This window comes from Pseudomonas sp. LY-1 (genome assembly GCF_053502595.1).
Map to the genome: position 1 here is coordinate 25971 of NZ_CP094353.1, position 17930 is coordinate 43900.

The 17930-nt window shown below is 62.4% G+C and carries 19 protein-coding genes; 13 read left to right on the forward strand and 6 right to left on the reverse strand.

The annotated features are described in order from the left end of the window. Positions 1–91 precede the first annotated feature (91 nt). Complete coding sequence (gene pyrE / locus MOQ67_RS00130) at positions 92–739, reverse strand: orotate phosphoribosyltransferase (RefSeq protein ID WP_017846056.1); 648 nt, start codon at positions 737–739, stop codon at positions 92–94. Positions 740–821: 82 nt separating this feature from the next. Between pyrE and MOQ67_RS00135 the strand changes: the two genes are divergently transcribed. After that, entirely contained in the window at positions 822–1601 is a 780-nt protein-coding gene (locus MOQ67_RS00135) for an exodeoxyribonuclease III (RefSeq protein WP_003195493.1), read from the forward strand. A 61-nt stretch (positions 1602–1662) separates the two neighbouring features. On the opposite strand, the gene MOQ67_RS00140 is transcribed toward MOQ67_RS00135, so the two are convergent. Both MOQ67_RS00140 and rph read right to left on the reverse strand, forming a co-directional pair. Beyond that, complete coding sequence (locus MOQ67_RS00140) at positions 1663–2031, reverse strand: DUF4870 domain-containing protein (protein ID WP_017846057.1); 369 nt, start codon at positions 2029–2031, stop codon at positions 1663–1665. Positions 2032–2053: 22 nt separating this feature from the next. Continuing rightward, a complete protein-coding gene (rph, locus tag MOQ67_RS00145) occupies positions 2054–2776 on the reverse strand; it encodes a ribonuclease PH (RefSeq protein ID WP_003195497.1) in 723 nt (240 codons plus the stop codon). Positions 2777–3005: 229 nt separating this feature from the next. On the opposite strand from rph, the gene MOQ67_RS00150 reads away from it, so the two are divergent. The 6 genes from MOQ67_RS00150 to MOQ67_RS00175 all read left to right on the forward strand — a co-directional run bounded on the left by MOQ67_RS00150 (position 3006) and on the right by MOQ67_RS00175 (position 8302). Further along, entirely contained in the window at positions 3006–3869 is an 864-nt protein-coding gene (locus tag MOQ67_RS00150; protein ID WP_126589728.1) for a YicC/YloC family endoribonuclease, read from the forward strand. 10 nt (positions 3870–3879) lie between these two features. Then, a complete protein-coding gene (gmk, locus tag MOQ67_RS00155) occupies positions 3880–4500 on the forward strand; it encodes a guanylate kinase (protein ID WP_017846059.1) in 621 nt (206 codons plus the stop codon). A gap of 167 nt (positions 4501–4667) precedes the next feature. Further along, on the forward strand, positions 4668–4931 hold the full coding sequence (gene rpoZ, locus MOQ67_RS00160; RefSeq protein ID WP_003176920.1) for a DNA-directed RNA polymerase subunit omega: 264 nt from the start codon (positions 4668–4670) through the stop codon (positions 4929–4931). 60 nt (positions 4932–4991) lie between these two features. Beyond that, positions 4992–7097 (forward strand): bifunctional GTP diphosphokinase/guanosine-3',5'-bis pyrophosphate 3'-pyrophosphohydrolase, encoded by a 2106-nt coding sequence (spoT, locus tag MOQ67_RS00165; RefSeq protein WP_017846060.1) that lies wholly within the window; start codon positions 4992–4994, stop codon positions 7095–7097. Between the two features lie 24 nt (positions 7098–7121). Then, positions 7122–7502 carry a RidA family protein gene (locus MOQ67_RS00170; protein ID WP_003176922.1) on the forward strand — a complete coding sequence of 127 codons (381 nt, stop codon included), beginning with the start codon at positions 7122–7124 and terminating at the stop codon, positions 7500–7502. 56 nt (positions 7503–7558) lie between these two features. Next, on the forward strand, positions 7559–8302 hold the full coding sequence (locus MOQ67_RS00175) for a hypothetical protein (RefSeq protein ID WP_017846061.1): 744 nt from the start codon (positions 7559–7561) through the stop codon (positions 8300–8302). A gap of 128 nt (positions 8303–8430) precedes the next feature. Here the strand turns inward: MOQ67_RS00175 and MOQ67_RS00180 are convergent, their stop codons facing one another. Beyond that, the gene (locus MOQ67_RS00180) at positions 8431–9282 is read right to left on the reverse strand and encodes an SDR family oxidoreductase (RefSeq protein ID WP_126589560.1); all 852 of its coding nucleotides are present in this window, start codon (positions 9280–9282) and stop codon (positions 8431–8433) included. Positions 9283–9471: 189 nt separating this feature from the next. Here MOQ67_RS00180 and exbB point away from each other — a divergent pair, with 189 nt between their 5' ends. The 6 genes from exbB (at position 9472) to MOQ67_RS00210 (ending at position 16333) form a co-directional block, all read left to right on the forward strand. Beyond that, positions 9472–10443, forward strand: coding sequence for a tonB-system energizer ExbB (exbB, locus tag MOQ67_RS00185; RefSeq protein ID WP_448675774.1), 972 nt, complete (start codon positions 9472–9474; stop codon positions 10441–10443). A gap of 6 nt (positions 10444–10449) precedes the next feature. Further along, positions 10450–10875 (forward strand): TonB system transport protein ExbD, encoded by a 426-nt coding sequence (gene exbD / locus MOQ67_RS00190; RefSeq protein ID WP_017846064.1) that lies wholly within the window; start codon positions 10450–10452, stop codon positions 10873–10875. Beyond that, on the forward strand, positions 10872–11621 hold the full coding sequence (locus MOQ67_RS00195; RefSeq protein WP_017846065.1) for a TonB family protein: 750 nt from the start codon (positions 10872–10874) through the stop codon (positions 11619–11621). The genes exbD and MOQ67_RS00195 overlap by 4 nt, the downstream gene beginning before the upstream one ends. 229 nt (positions 11622–11850) lie before the next feature. Continuing rightward, on the forward strand, positions 11851–12771 hold the full coding sequence (locus MOQ67_RS00200) for a hydrogen peroxide-inducible genes activator (protein ID WP_046488968.1): 921 nt from the start codon (positions 11851–11853) through the stop codon (positions 12769–12771). A gap of 8 nt (positions 12772–12779) precedes the next feature. Beyond that, complete coding sequence (gene recG / locus MOQ67_RS00205) at positions 12780–14855, forward strand: ATP-dependent DNA helicase RecG (protein WP_017846067.1); 2076 nt, start codon at positions 12780–12782, stop codon at positions 14853–14855. A 77-nt stretch (positions 14856–14932) separates the two neighbouring features. Next, positions 14933–16333 carry an aminoacyl-tRNA deacylase and HDOD domain-containing protein gene (locus tag MOQ67_RS00210; RefSeq protein WP_017846068.1) on the forward strand — a complete coding sequence of 467 codons (1401 nt, stop codon included), beginning with the start codon at positions 14933–14935 and terminating at the stop codon, positions 16331–16333. Between the two features lie 108 nt (positions 16334–16441). On the opposite strand, the gene MOQ67_RS00215 is transcribed toward MOQ67_RS00210, so the two are convergent. Together MOQ67_RS00215 and tagQ are read right to left on the reverse strand one after the other, a co-directional pair. Then, entirely contained in the window at positions 16442–16816 is a 375-nt protein-coding gene (locus MOQ67_RS00215; RefSeq protein WP_046385148.1) for a hypothetical protein, read from the reverse strand. A gap of 124 nt (positions 16817–16940) precedes the next feature. Further along, positions 16941–17870 carry a type VI secretion system-associated lipoprotein TagQ gene (gene tagQ, locus MOQ67_RS00220; RefSeq protein WP_102618740.1) on the reverse strand — a complete coding sequence of 310 codons (930 nt, stop codon included), beginning with the start codon at positions 17868–17870 and terminating at the stop codon, positions 16941–16943. Between the last annotated feature and the right edge of the window lie 60 nt (positions 17871–17930).

Genomic DNA, 17930 nt, shown 5'->3' on the forward strand with positions numbered 1-17930 from the left:
CCGCGTTCATCCAGAATAAACGCGTCATCGTTGGCGTTCTTCGCGAGCAAGCTCGCTCCTACAGGGGGTGGGGCTTTTTGTTGTGCGGCGTTTACTGGACGCCGAACTGCTCGCGGTACGCCCGTACTGCCGGCAAGTGTTGCTTGAGCTGCGGATCATCTTCCAGGAACTGCAACACCTGGTTCAACGACACGATGCTCACCACCGGGATGCCGAAATCGCGCTCCACTTCCTGGATCGCCGACAACTCACCATTGCCACGCTCCTGGCGGTTCAAGGCGATCAACACGCCTGCGGCCTTGGCACCCTCCTGGGAGGCGATGATCTGCATCACTTCACGGATGGCGGTGCCAGCGGTGATCACGTCGTCGATGATCAGCACGTTGCCGGTGAGCGGCGCGCCCACCAGGCTACCGCCTTCGCCATGGGCCTTGGCTTCCTTGCGGTTGAAGCACCACGGCAGATCGCGCCCATGGTGCTCGGCCAACGCCACGGCCGTCGCGGCGGCCAGGGGGATGCCCTTGTAGGCCGGACCGAACAGAACGTCGAAGGAAATACCGCTTTCAACGATGGCAGCCGCGTAGAAACGCCCCAACTGAGCCAGGGCCGAACCCGAGTTGAACAAGCCAGCATTGAAGAAATACGGGCTGGTGCGCCCGGACTTGAGGGTGAACTCACCGAAGCGCAAAACCCCGCGATCGATGGCAAAACGAATGAAATCGCGTTGATACGCCTGCATGAAAAAAGCCTCAGATACCACGGATTTAGCTAATTAGGTAGACGGCGTGTATCATACACGCACGCGATTTTTGGGGCCATTTATGCGGATCATCAGTGTGAACGTTAATGGTATTCAGGCTGCAGTCGAGCGTGGTTTGCTCAGTTGGCTGCAAGCCCAGAATGCCGACGTCATCTGCCTGCAGGACACCCGCGCCTCCGCCTTTGAACTGGACGATCCAGCCTTCCAACTGGATGGCTACTTCCTTTATGCCTGCGATGCCGAAGTGCCCACCCAAGGTGGCGTGGCTTTGTACTCGCGGTTGCAACCCAAGGCGGTCATCAGCGGCCTCGGCTTCGAGACAGCCGACCGCTACGGGCGCTACCTGCAAGCCGATTTCGACAAGGTCAGCATCGCGACCTTGCTGCTTCCTTCGGGGCAGAACGGCGATGAAGACTTGAACCAGAAGTTCAAGCTAATGGACGACTTCGCCCGTTATCTGGATAAACAGCGACGCAAACGTCGCGAGTACATTTATTGTGGCTCGTTGTACGTGGCGCAACAGAAGCTGGATATCAAGAACTGGCGCGACAGCCAGCAATCCCCGGGGTTCCTGGCGCCGGAACGGGCCTGGATGGACGAGATTGTCGGCAACATGGGCTATGTCGATGCCCTGCGCGAAGTCAGCCGCGAAGGCGACCAGTACAGCTGGTGGCCAGACAACGAACAGGCTGAGATGCTCAACCTGGGCTGGCGTTTCGACTACCAGCTGCTGACCCCGGGCCTGCGTCGCTTTGTGCGCAGCGCACGCCTGCCACGCCAGCCGCGCTTCTCGCAGCACGCGCCGCTGATCGTGGACTACGACTGGACACTGACCATCTGAGGTCTTTGCCCAGGCACAAAAAAAAACCGACATCGCTGTCGGTTTTTTTGTGCGCGCCTGGTTACTTGATCAGCCGCCAGGTCCACGGGTAGCGGTAGGCCGTGCCGTTGTTGGCCTTGATCCCGCCAATGATCGTCAGCACCAGCGCCGCGACCACCAGGATCAACATCAACAGGAAGCCGATCACCACGAACCCCAGCACCATGCAGACCAGCCAGGCAATGGCCACGGTGATCTGGAAATTCAGGGCTTCCTTGCCCTGATCATCGATCAGCGGGTCCATGTCCTTCTTGATCTGCCACAGGATCAGCGGCCCCAACAGGCTGCCGAAAGGGAACACCAGGCCCAGAAACGCCGCGAAGTGACACAACATCGCCCATTGGCGGACTTCCTTGGACGGTGCCGGAACCGGCAGTTGACTGTCACTCATGGCGTTTCTCCTTGAAGCCGGTTCAGTCGGCCAGCGCGGCGTTCTGCAGCTCGAAAATCTCGGTCATGCCTTTCTGCGCCAGCGCCAGCATGGCATTCAGCTCAGCCGGCTGGAATGGCGCACCTTCGGCGGTGCCCTGCACTTCGATGAAACCACCGGTGCTGGTCATCACCACGTTCAGGTCGGTCTCGGCGGCCGAGTCTTCCAGGTAATCCAGGTCCAGCACTGGCTCGCCCTGGTACATACCCACCGACACAGCGGCGATCATCTGCTTGAGCGGGTCGCCGGCTTTCAGGCCGCCACGCTTCTTGATCACTTTCAACGCGTCGACCAGCGCAACCATGGCACCGGTGATGGAGGCAGTGCGCGTGCCGCCGTCGGCCTGGATCACGTCGCAGTCGACGTACAGGGTCACGTCGCCCAGCTTGGACATGTCCAGGGCGGCACGCAGCGAACGGCCGATCAGGCGCTGGATTTCCAGGGTACGGCCGCCTTGCTTGCCACGGCTGGCTTCACGCTGGTTACGCTCGCCAGTGGCGCGCGGCAGCATGCCGTATTCGGCGGTCAACCAACCCTGGCCCTGGCCCTTGAGGAAACGCGGCACGCCGTTTTCGACGCTGACGGTGCAGATCACCTTGGTATCGCCAAACTCGACCAGTACAGATCCCTCGGCGTGTTTGGTGTAGTTGCGGGTGATGCGGATCGAGCGGAGCTGATCGGCAGCGCGACCACTTGGACGTTTCATAGGGGATACCTGTACGGAGGACGAAAAACTGCCGAGCATTATAGAGCCGCGAGCCGATTCGGGGCACGTCTAAAAAATTCGGTTACGAATCGTCGACTGGCGGTGCTTTGTCAGTGCCAGGGTTTGGGGCCAATCGCCCCACTGCGCTACACTCCTGCGCCTTCGCAGCCTGTCGGCTTCAATTTACCCATCAGCCCGCCATCGCGGGACTGCAACGCGAGGTACCTCCATGGTGCACAGCATGACCGCCTTCGCCCGCGTCGAAAAAGCCGGCGCGCAAGGCACCCTGAGCTGGGAACTGCGCTCGGTCAACAGCCGCTACCTGGAGCCGCACCTGCGCCTGCCGGAATCGTTCCGCGACCTCGAAGGCGCGGTACGTGAAGCACTGCGCCAGGGCATTTCCCGCGGCAAGCTGGAATGCACCCTGCGCTTTACCGAGGAAACCACCGGCAAACCGCTGCAGGTCGACCGCGAACGCGCCGCGCAACTGGTCGCCGCCGCCGAAACCATCGCCGGCCTGATCAAGCAGCCGGCCGCGCTGAACCCGCTGGAAGTGCTGGCCTGGCCCGGCGTGCTGGTGGCCGACGCCAGCGACCCGCAAGCCCTCAACGCCGAAGCCCTCGCCTTGTTCACCCAGGGATTGAAGGAACTCAAGGCCGGCCGCGAGCGCGAAGGCGCCGAGCTGGCCCGCCTGATCAACGAGCGCCTGAGCGCGATCGAAGCCGACGTGGTCACCTTGCGCGAACTGGTGCCGCAGATGCTCGCGACCCAGCGCCAGAAGGTCCTCGACCGCTTCGCCGACATGAAGGCCGACCTCGATCCGGTACGCCTGGAGCAGGAAATGGTCCTGTTGGCGCAGAAGAGCGACGTCGCCGAAGAACTCGATCGCCTGAGCACCCACATCCTTGAAGTACGCCGCGTGCTCAAGTCCGGCGGCGCCGCCGGTCGGCGCCTGGATTTCCTGATGCAGGAACTCAACCGCGAAGCCAATACACTGGGCTCCAAGGCGTTCGATCCGCGCAGCACCACGGCGGCGGTCAACCTCAAAGTGTTGATCGAGCAAATGCGCGAACAAGTACAGAATATTGAGTAAGGCAACTTCCATGACCCACAGCACCGGCACCCTTTACATCATTTCCGCCCCCTCGGGCGCGGGCAAGAGCAGCCTGGTCAAGGCCCTGACCGACGCTGACGAACAGATCCGCATCTCGGTGTCCCACACCACCCGCGCCATGCGCCCGGGCGAGGTGAACGGCGTTCACTATCACTTCGTCGAGCGCACCGAGTTCGTCAAGATGATCGAGCACGGCGCCTTCCTTGAGCGCGCCGAAGTGTTCGGCAACCTCTACGGCACCTCGCAAAGCCACCTGCAACAGACCCTGGACGAAGGCCACGACCTGATCCTGGAAATCGACTGGCAGGGCGCCGAGCAAGTGCGCCAGCTGATGCCCAAGGCGCGGTCGATCTTCATCCTGCCGCCGTCCCTGGAAGCCTTGCACCAGCGCCTGACCAACCGCGGCCAGGACAGCGACGCGATCATCGAAGGCCGCATGCGTGAAGCCGTCAGCGAAATGAGCCACTACGTCGACTACGATTACCTGATCATCAATGACGATTTTGCCCACGCTCTGGACGATTTGAAGGCGATTTTCCGCGCCAATCAGCTCCAGCAAAAACGCCAACAACAGCGTTTCGGCAAGTTATTGGCCGAACTGCTCGGTTGATCAGCTCTTCCCAAAACCGCTGCGAGGGCCTTACATTGGCACTTGCAGCGGTTTTGCGAGAGCCTGGGAAAAATCAGCGCTTCCCTAAACGCTGGTGATTTTTTAAACTGTTTAGTCCGCTCGCCCAACCGGGCAGCGCGCATCTTGCATTCGCTCCGAGGAATACCATGGCCCGCGTAACCGTTGAAGACTGCCTAGAACACGTGGATAACCGCTTTGAGCTGGTCATGCTCTCTACCAAGCGTGCCCGTCAACTGGCCACTGGCGGCAAAGAGCCCCTGGTCCAGTGGGAAAACGACAAGCCTACCGTTGTCGCTCTGCGCGAAATCGCTGAAGGCCTGATGAGCTACGAGTTCATCGCCAACGCCGAGATCGTTGAAGACGAACCGCTGTTTGCAGCGTTCGAGGACGAGTCCAACGAGGCCGTCTAAGCCTATGCCTGGTCGACGTAGCACGGCGCGGTGTCAACGCACGCGGCAGGAGTCCATCCTTTGCCGAGCATAGACGCCCTCGCCGATCGCTTATCGACCTACCTCGGCCCAGACCAGGTCAACCTGGTCCGCCGAGCGTATTTCTACGCCGAACAAGCCCACGACGGCCAACGCCGCCGCAGCGGCGAGGCGTATGTCACCCATCCTCTTGCGGTGGCCAATATTCTCGCCGACATGCACATGGACCATCAGAGCCTGATGGCCGCGATGCTGCATGACGTGATCGAAGACACCGGCATCGCCAAGGAAGCGCTCAGCGCGCAATTTGGCGAAACCGTGGCCGAACTGGTCGATGGGGTCAGCAAACTGACCCAGATGAACTTCGAGACCAAGGCCGAAGCCCAGGCGGAAAACTTCCAGAAGATGGCGATGGCCATGGCCCGGGATATCCGTGTGATCCTGGTCAAGCTGGCCGACCGGCTGCACAACATGCGGACACTGGAAGTGCTGTCCGGCGAAAAACGCCGGCGCATCGCCAAGGAAACCCTGGAAATCTACGCGCCCATCGCCAACCGGCTGGGCATGCACGCCATTCGTATCGAATTCGAAGACCTCGGCTTCAAGGCCATGCACCCGATGCGTTCGGCGCGCATCTACCAGGCAGTCAAGCGCGCCCGGGGCAACCGCAAGGAAATCGTCAACAAGATCGAAGAGTCGCTGAGCCATTGCCTGGCGATCGACGAGATCGAGGGCGAGGTCAGCGGGCGGCAGAAGCACATCTACGGCATCTACAAGAAGATGCGCGGCAAGCGCCGGGCCTTCAACGAGATCATGGACGTGTATGCGTTCCGGATCATCGTCGACAAGGTCGACACCTGCTACCGCGTATTGGGCGCTGTACATAATTTGTACAAACCCCTGCCGGGCCGCTTCAAGGACTACATCGCCATTCCCAAGGCCAACGGCTATCAGTCGCTGCATACCACGCTGTTCGGTATGCATGGGGTGCCGATCGAGATCCAGATCCGCACCCGGGAAATGGAAGAGATGGCCAACAACGGCATCGCCGCCCATTGGCTGTACAAATCCAGCGGCGACGAGCAGCCCAAAGGCACCCACGCCCGCGCGCGCCAGTGGGTCAAAGGCGTGCTGGAAATGCAGCAACGTGCAGGCAACTCCCTGGAATTCATCGAGAGCGTGAAGATCGACCTGTTCCCGGACGAGGTCTACGTGTTCACGCCCAAGGGCCGGATCATGGAGCTGCCCAAAGGCTCCACGGCCGTCGACTTTGCCTACGCCGTACACACCGATGTCGGCAACAGCTGCATCGCTTGCCGCATCAACCGGCGCCTGGCCCCGCTGTCGGAACCGCTGCAAAGCGGCTCCACCGTGGAAATCGTCAGCGCACCAGGCGCCCGGCCGAACCCGGCGTGGCTCAACTTCGTGGTCACCGGCAAGGCGCGTACCCATATTCGCCACGCCCTGAAACTGCAGCGCCGCTCCGAGTCCATCAGCCTGGGCGAACGCTTGCTGAACAAGGTGCTCAACGGCTTCGACAGCGCCCTCGAGAAAATCCCCGGCGAGCGCGTGCAAGCGATGCTCAGCGAGTATCGCCAGGAAACCATCGAAGACCTGCTGGAAGACATCGGCCTGGGCAACCGCATGGCCTATGTGGTCGCCCGTCGCCTGCTCGGCGAAGGCGAGCAATTGCCAAGCCCGGAAGGTCCGCTGGCGATTCGCGGCACCGAGGGCCTGGTGCTCAGCTACGCCAAGTGCTGCACGCCGATCCCGGGCGACCCGATTGTCGGGCACCTGTCGGCGGGCAAAGGCATGGTGGTCCACCTGGACAACTGCCGCAATATCAGCGAAATCCGCCACAACCCGGAAAAATGCATCCAGCTCTCGTGGGCCAAGGATGTCACCGGCGAATTCAACGTCGAGCTGCGGGTCGAGCTGGAGCACCAGCGCGGCCTAATCGCCCTGCTGGCCAGCAGCGTCAACGCGGCCGACGGCAATATCGAGAAAATCAGCATGGACGAGCGCGATGGTCGCATCAGCGTGGTCCAACTGGTGGTCAGCGTACACGACCGCGTACACCTGGCCCGCGTGATCAAGAAACTGCGCGCCTTGACCGGTGTGATCCGCATCACCCGCATGCGTGCATAGCCCACCTCTTACAAGGAGTCATTCATGACCAAGACTGTTATTACCAGCGACAAAGCCCCAGCCGCCATCGGCACCTACTCCCAGGCGATCAAGGCGGGCAACACCGTCTACATGTCCGGCCAGATCCCACTGGACCCAAAGACCATGGAACTGGTTGAAGGCTTCGAAGCACAAACCGTACAGGTCTTCGAAAACCTCAAGTCGGTCGCCGAAGCTGCCGGTGGTTCGTTCAAGGACATCGTCAAGCTGAACATCTTCCTCACCGACCTGAGCCACTTCGCCAAGGTCAACGAGATCATGGGCAAGTACTTCGAACAGCCTTACCCAGCCCGCGCCGCTATCGGCGTTGCTGCCCTGCCAAAGGGCGCACAGGTTGAGATGGACGCGATTCTGGTCATCGAGTAAAACACCCGGCGCAGCCTCCATAGGCTGCGCCGACTTCGTTTTAAAAGGATTTCATGATGCGCAAAGCGCTTGTAGCCTCTTCGTTGCTCGCCCTGTTGCTCGGCGGCTGTGCCAGCAACCCCGCCGACCTGGATGTGAGCGGCACCTGGATCAACCAGGTTGCCATCGACGCGGCAGCCAAGGGCGGCCCTTTGCGTGAAGCACTGCAGAGCTTTGGCCCGAACCTCGAGTGGGACGTCAACACCAAGGCCCTGCAGGCCCGCTACTACAACGGTTTTGAAGTAGCGGAAGGCAAGTTGCTCGGTGAGAAGCCCGGTGCCTGGAGCGTCGACTTCTACGGCAGCGCCGCCACCGATCTCAAGCGCAAAGGTCGGCAACTGCTGCAAGTGGCCAACGACAACGAGCCCGAACAGCTGTTTGCCCGCGCCAAGGAACCTGCACCGGAAGGCGCGCCATTGGGCGCCAACTTCGAGCGCGCGCTGTACGCCGCTTATATGGGCGGCGACTGGAAAATCGCCAACGGCAATGGCGAAGGTGCCACCGTGCAGTTCCAGGCCAACGGCCAAGTGGCCGGCCTGCCGGGCGCCGATCGATATTCGTTATGCCTGGCGGGTGATTGCGCCTCCATGAGCGGCGGCTACGACAGCATGTGGTTGCAACGCAACGGCGTGGGCAATGCGTGGATCTTTGCACGCAAGGGCAAGCAGCTGGAAATCTTCCAGGCGATCAATACCTCGCAGGCCGACGAAGTGCCCTCGTTTACACCGGGGCCACGCCAGTGGCTGCTTGAAAAACAATAACCGTCATCCCACAGACCTGAATGTGGGAGGGGCGGTGCGACGATTCGACTTGCTCCCGATCGCGGTGCATCAGCCACTACAACCGTGGCTGACAAAGCAAACCCCCTCCCACCTTTTCTGACCGCGGCTCAGCCCTTCAGGATGGCCGCGTAGCCTTCGCGATAACTCGGATACGTCGGCACCCAGCCCAACGCCTTGGCCCGGGCGTTGCTGCATTGCTTGCTCCCGGCGCGGCGCACACTGGCGTCATCGGACCATTGCGTCACACCCAGGTACTCACGCAACCAGGCCACCACCTCGGCCAACGGCGCCGGTGCGTCATCGACACCGATATAGATGCGATCCAGCGAACCGCCCTGCTCCACATGCCGCAACAAAAACGCCAGCAGGCCGGCCGCATCATCGACGTGGATCCGGTTGCCATACAAAGGTGGATCGATCGCCACGCGATAACCCTGGCGCACCTGCGTCAGCAGCCACTCGCGGCCCGGCCCGTAAATCCCGGTCAAGCGCACGATGCTCGCCGCAATGCCGCTGTTCAGCGCGACTTGCTCGGCTTCCAGCATCACCTGCCCGGAATAGCCTTTTGCCTGGGTCTCGGACGTTTCGTCGACCCATTCGCCCTGCTGCTGCCCATACACACTGCTGCTGGACACAAACAGCAGATGCTTGGGCCCCTGGCCGTAATCCTTCAACCACTCCAACACATGCTGCAACCCTTGCACATAAGCGGCGCGATAACCGGCTTCGTCGTGATCCGTCGCCGCCGCGCAATACACCAGGTAATCCACCCCGCCGATCGGCCAGGTGTCAGGGCAATCCTTATTGAACAGGTCACCGGCAATGCCGATCACGCCATCGGGCAGGCGCGAAATATCACGCCGCAGGCCATGAACCTCCCATTCCGAGGCGAGCAATTGGCTGGCCAGCCGACTCCCCACATCGCCACAACCGGCAATCACAACAGAAGGCGCAGACATCACAAAACTCCGTACTGAAAGGTCTAGATTAGCCGCCGCAGGAGACCAGCGGCCAGAAAAAGGACAAATAAAGTTACTGTATTACTTCTGTTAACAAGAATTACTTGCAATAATAACGACCCATTTGTCCTCGACCTCGCAGGGTCTGGAAGGACGATCACTCATTTTTTTCTCTCAGGTCCGGCCAGCATGACACGTAATACACACCCCGCTTCGCCAACCAAACTTCACAGTCCATCCCGCGCCTGGCGTGCGATTGCGGCGCTGCTGTTCAGCGTACTGCTGGCACCGACCGCCGCATTCGCTGATGCCACCGCGCCGGCGGCTCCTGCTGCTGCCGAACAGAATGCCACCGTCGCCCCTGCGGTGCCGGCCGCCACAGACCCAGCCCAGGCTGCAGTGCCGGCCACCGCCGACGAGCCCGGCGTGGTGCTGGAAGAAAACAACACCCTTGGCATGGCCCACGACCTGTCGCCATGGGGCATGTACCAAAACGCTGACGTGGTAGTGAAAGCCGTGATGATCGGCCTGGCCATCGCCTCGATCATCACCTGGACCATCTGGATCGCCAAAGGCTTCGAACTGCTGGGTGCCAAGCGCCGCCTGCGCAACGAGATCGTCCACCTGAAAAAGGCCACCACCCTCAAGGAAGCCAGCGAAACGGCGACCAAGAAGGGCACCCTGGCCAATACGCTGGTACACGACGCGCTGGAAGAAATGCGCCTGTCGGCCAACACCCGCGAAAAAGAGGGCATCAAGGAGCGCGTGGCGTTCCGTCTTGAGCGCCTGGTGGCAGCCTGCGGTCGTAACATGAGCAACGGCACCGGCGTGCTGGCGACCATCGGTTCCACCGCGCCGTTCGTCGGTCTGTTCGGCACCGTGTGGGGCATCATGAACAGCTTCATCGGCATCGCCAAAACCCAGACCACCAACCTCGCCGTCGTCGCTCCCGGCATCGCCGAAGCCTTGCTGGCGACCGCCCTGGGCCTGGTTGCCGCGATTCCCGCAGTGGTGATCTACAACGTCTTCGCCCGTTCGATTGCCGGCTACAAGGCTCAGGTATCGGACGCGTCGGCAGAAGTCCTGCTGCTGGTCAGCCGCGACCTCGATCACCTGCCTTCCGAGCACAGCTCGCAACCGCACATGGTGAAAGTGGGGTAATCGGCCATGGGCCTGCATTTGAATCAAGGCGACGACGAACTCGTCGAGAACCACGAAATCAACGTCACGCCGTTTATCGACGTAATGCTGGTGCTGCTGATCATCTTCATGGTGGCGGCCCCCTTGGCCACCGTGGATATCAAGGTCGACCTGCCCGCCTCCAGCGCCAAACCCGCGCCGCGGCCGGAGAAACCGATTTTCCTCAGCGTCAAGGCGGACCAGCGCCTGTTCCTGGGCGAAGAAGAAGTCAAAGCCGAAACCCTGGGGCCGGCGCTCGACGCCAAGACCCAAGGCAAGAAAGACACGACGATCTTCTTCCAGGCCGACAAAGGCGTGGACTACGGCGACCTGATGAGCGTAATGGATGCCCTGCGGGCAGCCGGCTACCTCAAGGTCGGCCTGGTCGGACTTGAGACGGCAGCCAAAAAATGATCACGACGCGCCACAAACTGACGCGTTATGGCACCAGCCTCGCCGTCGTGCTGGGCGTGCATGCCATCGCGATTGCCATCGCGCTCCACTGGTCGGCGCCGCGCACGGTCCAGCTGCCACCGGCGGCCATGGTCATCGACCTGGCGCCGATGCCCGCACCGCCGCCGCCGGCACCGCCCAAGGTGGTCACGCCGCCGCAGCCGCCCGCCCCGGTGGAAGAGTTGCCGCTGCCGAAACTGGCCGAAGCGCCCAAGCCGACGATCCAGGTGCCCAAGCCGGTCAAGCCCAAGCCGAAACCCCAGCCGCCCAAACCGGAGGAGAAAAAACCCGAGCCGCCCAAGGAGAAACCTTCCGAGACGCCGCCAAGCGACACGCCGCCGACCAATACACCGGCGGAGAAATCGGCCCAGCCCGCACCGGGCCCGTCGCCGCAACAGGTCGCCGCCAAAGCCTCCTGGGAAGGCGCCCTGCTGGCGCACTTGCAGAAGTACAAAAAGTACCCGCAAAGCGCGCAGAACAGTGGCAAGGAAGGCATGAATCGCTTGCGCTTCGTCGTCGATGCCGAAGGCAATGTGCTGTCCTACGAGTTGGTGGGCCGCTCCGGCAACGCCGACCTGGACCGCGCCACCCTGGACATGATCCGTCGCGCCCAGCCATTGCCCAAGCCACCGGCCGACATGGTGAAAAGCGGCAGCATCGAGATCGTCGCGCCGTTCGTTTACAACATCGAGAAGCGTCGCCGCTAAAGGCACGCGCAGGGCTATGTGAGAGGGGGCTTGCTCCCGATGACGGTACATCAGTCGACACATCCTCGACTGACCCATCGCCATCGGGAGCAAGCCCCTTCCCACATCGGGTTTTATCGCTTCAGCAAAATCTCGCACATTCCCCGCTCAATCCTTATCAAAGTTCTGATAACGTGTGTCTATCGATTGCAGCCGGTATGCTTGGCTCGCAACCTCATGGACGCCCGCTATGACTCTTACAGAATTACGCTACATCGTGACCCTCGCCCAAGAACAACACTTCGGCCACGCGGCCGAGCGTTGCCACGTCAGCCAGCCGACGCTGTCGGTGGGCGTGAAAAAGCTTGAAGACGAACTCGGTGTGCTGATTTTCGAGCGCAGCAAAAGCGCCGTGCGCCTGACCCCGGTCGGTGAAGGCATCGTTGCCCAGGCCCAAAAGGTCCTGGAGCAAGCCCAAAGCATTCGCGAACTGGCCCAGGCCGGCAAAAACCAGCTGACCGCGCCGCTGAAAGTCGGCGCCATCTACACCGTCGGCCCGTACCTGTTCCCGCACCTGATTCCGCAACTGCACCGCGTCGCGCCGCAGATGCCGCTGTATATCGAAGAAAACTTCACCCACGTGCTGCGCGACAAACTGCGCAACGGCGAGTTGGACGCGATCATCATCGCCCTGCCGTTCAACGAGGCTGACGTGCTGACCCTGCCGCTCTACGACGAGCCGTTCTACGTGCTGATGCCGGCCTCGCACCCGTGGACGCAGAAAGACAGCATCGACGCCAGCCTGCTCAACGACAAGAGCCTGCTGCTGCTCGGTGAAGGCCACTGCTTCCGCGACCAGGTGCTGGAAGCCTGCCCGACCCTGACCAAGGGCCACGACGGCGCCAAACACACCACCGTGGAATCCAGCTCCCTGGAAACCATTCGCCACATGGTCGCCTCCGGCCTGGGCATTTCGATCCTGCCGCTGTCGGCGGTGGACAGCCATCACTACGCCCCGGGCGTGATCGCCGTGCGCCCGCTCACGCCGCCGGTGCCGTTCCGCACCGTGGCGATCGCCTGGCGCGCCAGCTTCCCGCGGCCCAAAGCCATTGAGATCCTGGCCGACTCGATCCGCCTGTGTTCGGTGGCCAAACCGCCTGCTGCGAGCTGAGCCACTGTATGACTGAGCTGTCGCAGGTGTCGGTGACGGCACTCAAGGGTGTCGGCGAAGCCATGGCCGAGAAGTTGGCCAAGGTCGGCCTGGAGAACCTTCAGGACGTGCTGTTCCACCTGCCTCTGCGCTATCAGGACCGCACCCGCGTGGTGCCCATCGGTCATTTGCGCCCTGGGCAGGACGCAGTGATCGAAGGCACCGTCAGCGGCGCCGACGTGGTGATGGGCAAGCGCCGCAGCCTGGTGGTGCGCCTGCAGGATGGCACCGGCGGCCTGAGCCTGCGCTTCTACCATTTCAGCAACGCGCAGAAGGAAGGCCTCAAGCGCGGCACCCGCGTGCGCTGTTACGGCGAAGCACGCCCCGGCGCCTCGGGCCTGGAGATCTACCATCCGGAATACCGCGCCATTACGGGCGACGAGCCGCCGCCGGTCGACACCACCCTGACGCCGATCTACCCGCTGACCGAAGGCCTCACCCAACAACGCCTGCGCCAACTGTGCCAGCAGACCCTGACGATGCTCGGCCCGAAAAGCCTGCCCGATTGGCTGCCCGTGGAGCTGGCCCGCGACTATCAACTGGCGCCGCTGGACGATGCGATCCGCTACCTGCATCACCCACCGGCCGACGCGGACGTGGACGAACTGGCCCTCGGTCATCACTGGGCGCAGCATCGCCTGGCCTTCGAAGAACTGCTGACCCACCAACTGTCCCAGCAACGCCTGCGCGAGAGCATGCGCTCCCTGCGCGCCCCGGCGATGCCCAAGGCCACGCGCCTGCCCGCGCAGTACCTGGCGAACCTCGGCTTTGCGCCGACCGGTGCCCAACAGCGCGTGGGCAATGAAATCGCCTACGACCTCAGCCAGCCCGAACCCATGCTGCGCCTGATCCAGGGCGACGTCGGCGCGGGCAAGACCGTGGTCGCCGCCCTCGCCGCCCTGCAGGCACTCGAAGCCGGTTACCAGGTGGCGCTAATGGCACCCACTGAGATTCTCGCCGAGCAGCACTTCATCACCTTCAAGCGCTGGCTCGAACCGCTGGGCCTGGAAGTGGCGTGGCTGGCGGGCAAACTCAAAGGCAAAAACCGCACAACCGCGCTGGAGCAGATCGCCAGCGGCGCACCGATGGTGGTGGGCACCCATGCGCTGTTCCAGGACGAAGTGCAGTTCAAGAACCTCGCGCTGGTGATCATCGACGAACAGCATCGCTTCGGCGTGCAACAGCGCCTGGCCCTACGCCAGAAAGGCGCGGGCGGGCGCATGAGTCCGCACCAATTGATCATGACCGCCACGCCGATCCCGCGCACCCTGGCCATGAGCGCCTACGCCGACCTCGACACCTCGATCCTCGACGAACTGCCGCCCGGCCGCACCCCGGTCAATACCGTGCTGGTCACCGACTCCCGGCGCGTGGAAGTCATCGAGCGCGTGCGCGGCGCCTGTGCCGAAGGCCGCCAGGCGTATTGGGTATGCACGCTGATCGAAGAGTCCGAAGAGCTGACCTGCCAGGCCGCCGAAACCACTTACGAAGACCTCACCAGCGCCTTGGGCGAACTCAAGGTCGGGCTGATCCACGGGCGCATGAAACCGGCGGAAAAAGCCGCGGTGATGGCGCAATTCAAGGCCGGCGACCTGCAACTGCTGGTGGCCACCACGGTGATCGAGGTCGGGGTGGACGTGCCCAACGCCAGCCTGATGATCATCGAAAACCCCGAGCGTCTGGGCCTGGCGCAACTGCACCAGCTACGCGGCCGCGTCGGCCGGGGCAGCGCGGCCAGCCACTGCGTGCTGCTGTATCATCCGCCGCTGTCGCAGATCGGCCGTCAACGCCTGGGCATCATGCGTGAAACCAACGACGGTTTTGTCATCGCCGAAAAAGACCTCGAACTGCGCGGCCCCGGCGAGATGCTCGGCACCCGCCAGACCGGCCTGCTGCAATTCAAGGTCGCCGACCTGATGCGCGACGCCGACCTGCTGCCGGCAGTGCGCGATGCGGCCCAGGCCCTGCTCGAGCGTTGGCCGGATCACGTCAGCCCGCTGCTGGATCGCTGGCTCAGGCATGGGCAGCAATACGGCCAAGTGTGACGCCTGTTTCACTTATCCGACCAACATTTGTATCAAGCTGGTTATACTCCAAAGACTGTACGAATTTGGATCAGGCCATGTCAGAAGTTGCCCACGCCGCCGCACCACTGACCGCCCCGCCGGTTATTCGGGCGCTGCTCGCGAAACTCTCCATCAGCTATACGGAAGTCGCCGAACATCCGGGCCTGAACCCTGCGCGAAAGATCCAGGCGGTGCTGCTGGAAGATGCGGTGGGCGCGCTCATGGTGCTGTTCCCGCAGAACCAGTTGCTCGACCTCAACCGCCTGACCGAACTCACCGGCCGCCGCCTGACATCGGTGTCGCCGGAACGTATCGAACGCATGCTGGGCAAGCATGACCTCAGCCTGCTGCCCGGCCTGCCGGCGCTGACCAGCTCACCTTGCCTGTATGAAGGCAGCCTGCTCGATGAGTCGAGCCTGCTGGTTCACTCGGGCGAAGCCGGTTTGCTGCTGGAGATCGCCAGCGCCGACTTCAAGACCATGCTGACCAAGGCCAGCGCCGCTCAATTCGGCGAGCCGCTGAGCAACATCCGGCCCAACCTCGACCGGCCCCATGATGACCGCGAGGAAATCACCCAGGCCATGCAGGCGTTCACGGCCCGGCGCATCCAGCAACGCCTGGAAGCGACCATCGAGATTCCGCCGCTGGCCGACACTGCGCAGAAAATCATCAAACTGCGCGTCGACCCCAACGCCACCATCGACGACATCACCGGCGTGGTCGAAACCGACCCGGCGCTGGCCGCCCAGGTGGTCAGTTGGGCCGCCTCGCCCTATTACGCCTCGCCGGGCAAGATCCGCTCGGTGGAAGACGCCATCGTGCGGGTGCTGGGCTTCGACCTGGTGATCAACCTGGCGCTGGGCCTGGCCCTGGGCAAAACCCTGAGCCTGCCCAAGGACCACCCGCACCAGGCCACGCCGTACTGGCACCAGTCGATCTACACCGCCGCCGTCATCGAAGGCCTGACCCGCGCCATGCCGCGCGCGCAACGCCCAGAAGCCGGCCTGACCTACCTGGCCGGTCTGCTGCACAACTTCGGTTACCTGCTGCTGGCCCACGTGTTTCCGCCGCACTTCTCGCTGATCTGCCGACACCTGGAGGTCAACCCGCACCTGTGCCACAGCTATGTGGAGCAGCATTTGCTGGGTATCAGCCGCGAACAGATCGGCGCCTGGCTGATGCGCTACTGGGACATGCCGGACGAACTGTCCACCGCCCTGCGCTTCCAGCACGACCCGTCCTACGACGGCCAATACGCCGAGTACCCCAACCTGGTGTGCCTGGCCGTGCGCCTGCTGCGCAGCCGGGGCATCGGCTCCGGGCCGCACGAAACCATCCCCGACGAGTTGCTTGAACGTTTGGGCTTGAGCCGTGACAAGGCTGAAGAAGTCGTGGCCAAGGTGCTGGATGCCGAGGTGCTGTTGCGCGAATTGGCCTCGCAGTTCAGCCAGGGCTGAATCGGTAGCTTGTTAGATCGCTATCGGGGGCAAGCCCCCTCCCACATTTTGATCTGCGAACACGGTCAAGTGTGGGAGGGGGCTTGCCCCCGATGAATCCACCTCGGTCTACTGCTTTTTCTTCGGCTTCAAATACTTGGTCAAGCCCTGGAACCAGATCACCAGCGCCGGGTTGCCCTTGATCTGGATCGACTTGTCCTGAATCCCCGTCATGAACGCCAGTTGCTTGTTCTTCGCCTGCATCGTGGCGAAGCCATAGGCGGCGTCTTTAAAGGCAATGGCGAAGGCCGGCGCAGGGTGGACACCCGAGCGGCTGGTGATGCGCTGGTCTTTGACGATGAAGTGACGGGCAACCTTGCCGTCGAGAGTCTGCAACTGGAACGCCAGGTCTTTGTCACCCAACTGCTGCTGGAACGCAGGGTTGGTGCGGCTGGCTTTGCCCATCATCAGGCCCAGTACCCAGAGGAGAAGACGAAATTTCATGCACACGGCCTCGGTGTAATTATTGAGTGGCCGCAGCAGTGTAACGAATTGCCGAAAGAACGCCACCGATCTCGCGCTTTAGCCGGAGATCGGTTGGCGTTTACCGCTTATAGCAACAACTTGCTTATACGTTAGGGCACGGTACCGGCGCCCAGTCGGCCAGGTTCGGATCGCGGCAAGTGCCTTCGATCTGTGCTTTACCGGCGCTGGCGACCTTCTTGCTCTCATCTTGCTTGGTCTGGGCAGTCTGGAAGGTTCTTTCGGTGGCGACCGCTTCTTTCGGCACCACAGGCAGCGGCGGACGCTTGGTCACGACTTTGCTGGTCGACTTACCTTTCTTGGCCGGTACGACCGCCGGAGTGGCATCCGCTGTCGCCACGGTGACCACGTCGTTGCGCTGCACGCCCACCTGTTGCAGGTCTTTCTCGTAAGCCTGGGTGTAGTTGTTCAGGTCTTCGCTGGCCTTGCCGTTGACCGCGACGATCAGGTCATTGGATTCCTTCAGGCCGGAGACGATTTCCGCCAGGCGCTTGCGGCCTTCGGTGTCGTTGACGGTCTTGGCCTTACGGTCGGCCACCAGCTTGGTGAACGCGCTCTGGTAGCACTGCTGGGAGGCCTTGGCGTAGGCGGTGCTGCGGTCGATGTCGGAGGCGCTTTTATTGACGTCGGCTGCGTAGGAGCCAATACGCTGGTTGTCATCGGCGATCTGCTTCTGACGCTCGGTGTAGTAACCCGCCGCGCCGCCAGCCAGGGCGCCGCCCGCGGCACCGATTGCGGCGTTACGGCCGCGCTTCTCGGAGTCGCCGGTCAGGGCGCCGAGCAATGCACCGCCGGCAGCGCCGATGGCCGCGCCGGTGACGACCGACTTGGTCATGTCCGAATCGGTCGCGCGCAGGTGCTGCACCGGCTCGTAGCAGTTCGGGTAGTACTCGACCTTGGTGCTCGACGCGACTTTGGACGTCGGCGACGTGGCGCAACCAGTCAACACGGTGCTGAAACCGGCTGCGATCAGCAGCAAGTGACGCTTGGAAACCGCCTTACGGGAAAAAAGCATAGGTGTGTTCTCTTTTAAGTTTGACTTGCCCAGCACGGCCCACCGCCGCCTGAGTCCCTT

Coding starts and splice junctions, on each gene's coding strand:
- pyrE (WP_017846056.1), bottom strand. CDS start 739: ATGCAGGCGTATCAACGCGATTTCATTCGTTTTGCCATCGATCGCGGG.
- MOQ67_RS00135 (WP_003195493.1), top strand. CDS start 822: ATGCGGATCATCAGTGTGAACGTTAATGGTATTCAGGCTGCAGTCGAG.
- MOQ67_RS00140 (WP_017846057.1), bottom strand. CDS start 2,031: ATGAGTGACAGTCAACTGCCGGTTCCGGCACCGTCCAAGGAAGTCCGC.
- rph (WP_003195497.1), bottom strand. CDS start 2,776: ATGAAACGTCCAAGTGGTCGCGCTGCCGATCAGCTCCGCTCGATCCGC.
- MOQ67_RS00150 (WP_126589728.1), top strand. CDS start 3,006: ATGGTGCACAGCATGACCGCCTTCGCCCGCGTCGAAAAAGCCGGCGCG.
- gmk (WP_017846059.1), top strand. CDS start 3,880: ATGACCCACAGCACCGGCACCCTTTACATCATTTCCGCCCCCTCGGGC.
- rpoZ (WP_003176920.1), top strand. CDS start 4,668: ATGGCCCGCGTAACCGTTGAAGACTGCCTAGAACACGTGGATAACCGC.
- MOQ67_RS00170 (WP_003176922.1), top strand. CDS start 7,122: ATGACCAAGACTGTTATTACCAGCGACAAAGCCCCAGCCGCCATCGGC.
- MOQ67_RS00175 (WP_017846061.1), top strand. CDS start 7,559: ATGCGCAAAGCGCTTGTAGCCTCTTCGTTGCTCGCCCTGTTGCTCGGC.
- MOQ67_RS00180 (WP_126589560.1), bottom strand. CDS start 9,282: ATGTCTGCGCCTTCTGTTGTGATTGCCGGTTGTGGCGATGTGGGGAGT.
- exbB (WP_448675774.1), top strand. CDS start 9,472: ATGACACGTAATACACACCCCGCTTCGCCAACCAAACTTCACAGTCCA.
- exbD (WP_017846064.1), top strand. CDS start 10,450: ATGGGCCTGCATTTGAATCAAGGCGACGACGAACTCGTCGAGAACCAC.
- MOQ67_RS00195 (WP_017846065.1), top strand. CDS start 10,872: ATGATCACGACGCGCCACAAACTGACGCGTTATGGCACCAGCCTCGCC.
- MOQ67_RS00200 (WP_046488968.1), top strand. CDS start 11,851: ATGACTCTTACAGAATTACGCTACATCGTGACCCTCGCCCAAGAACAA.
- recG (WP_017846067.1), top strand. CDS start 12,780: ATGACTGAGCTGTCGCAGGTGTCGGTGACGGCACTCAAGGGTGTCGGC.
- MOQ67_RS00210 (WP_017846068.1), top strand. CDS start 14,933: ATGTCAGAAGTTGCCCACGCCGCCGCACCACTGACCGCCCCGCCGGTT.
- MOQ67_RS00215 (WP_046385148.1), bottom strand. CDS start 16,816: ATGAAATTTCGTCTTCTCCTCTGGGTACTGGGCCTGATGATGGGCAAA.
- tagQ (WP_102618740.1), bottom strand. CDS start 17,870: ATGCTTTTTTCCCGTAAGGCGGTTTCCAAGCGTCACTTGCTGCTGATC.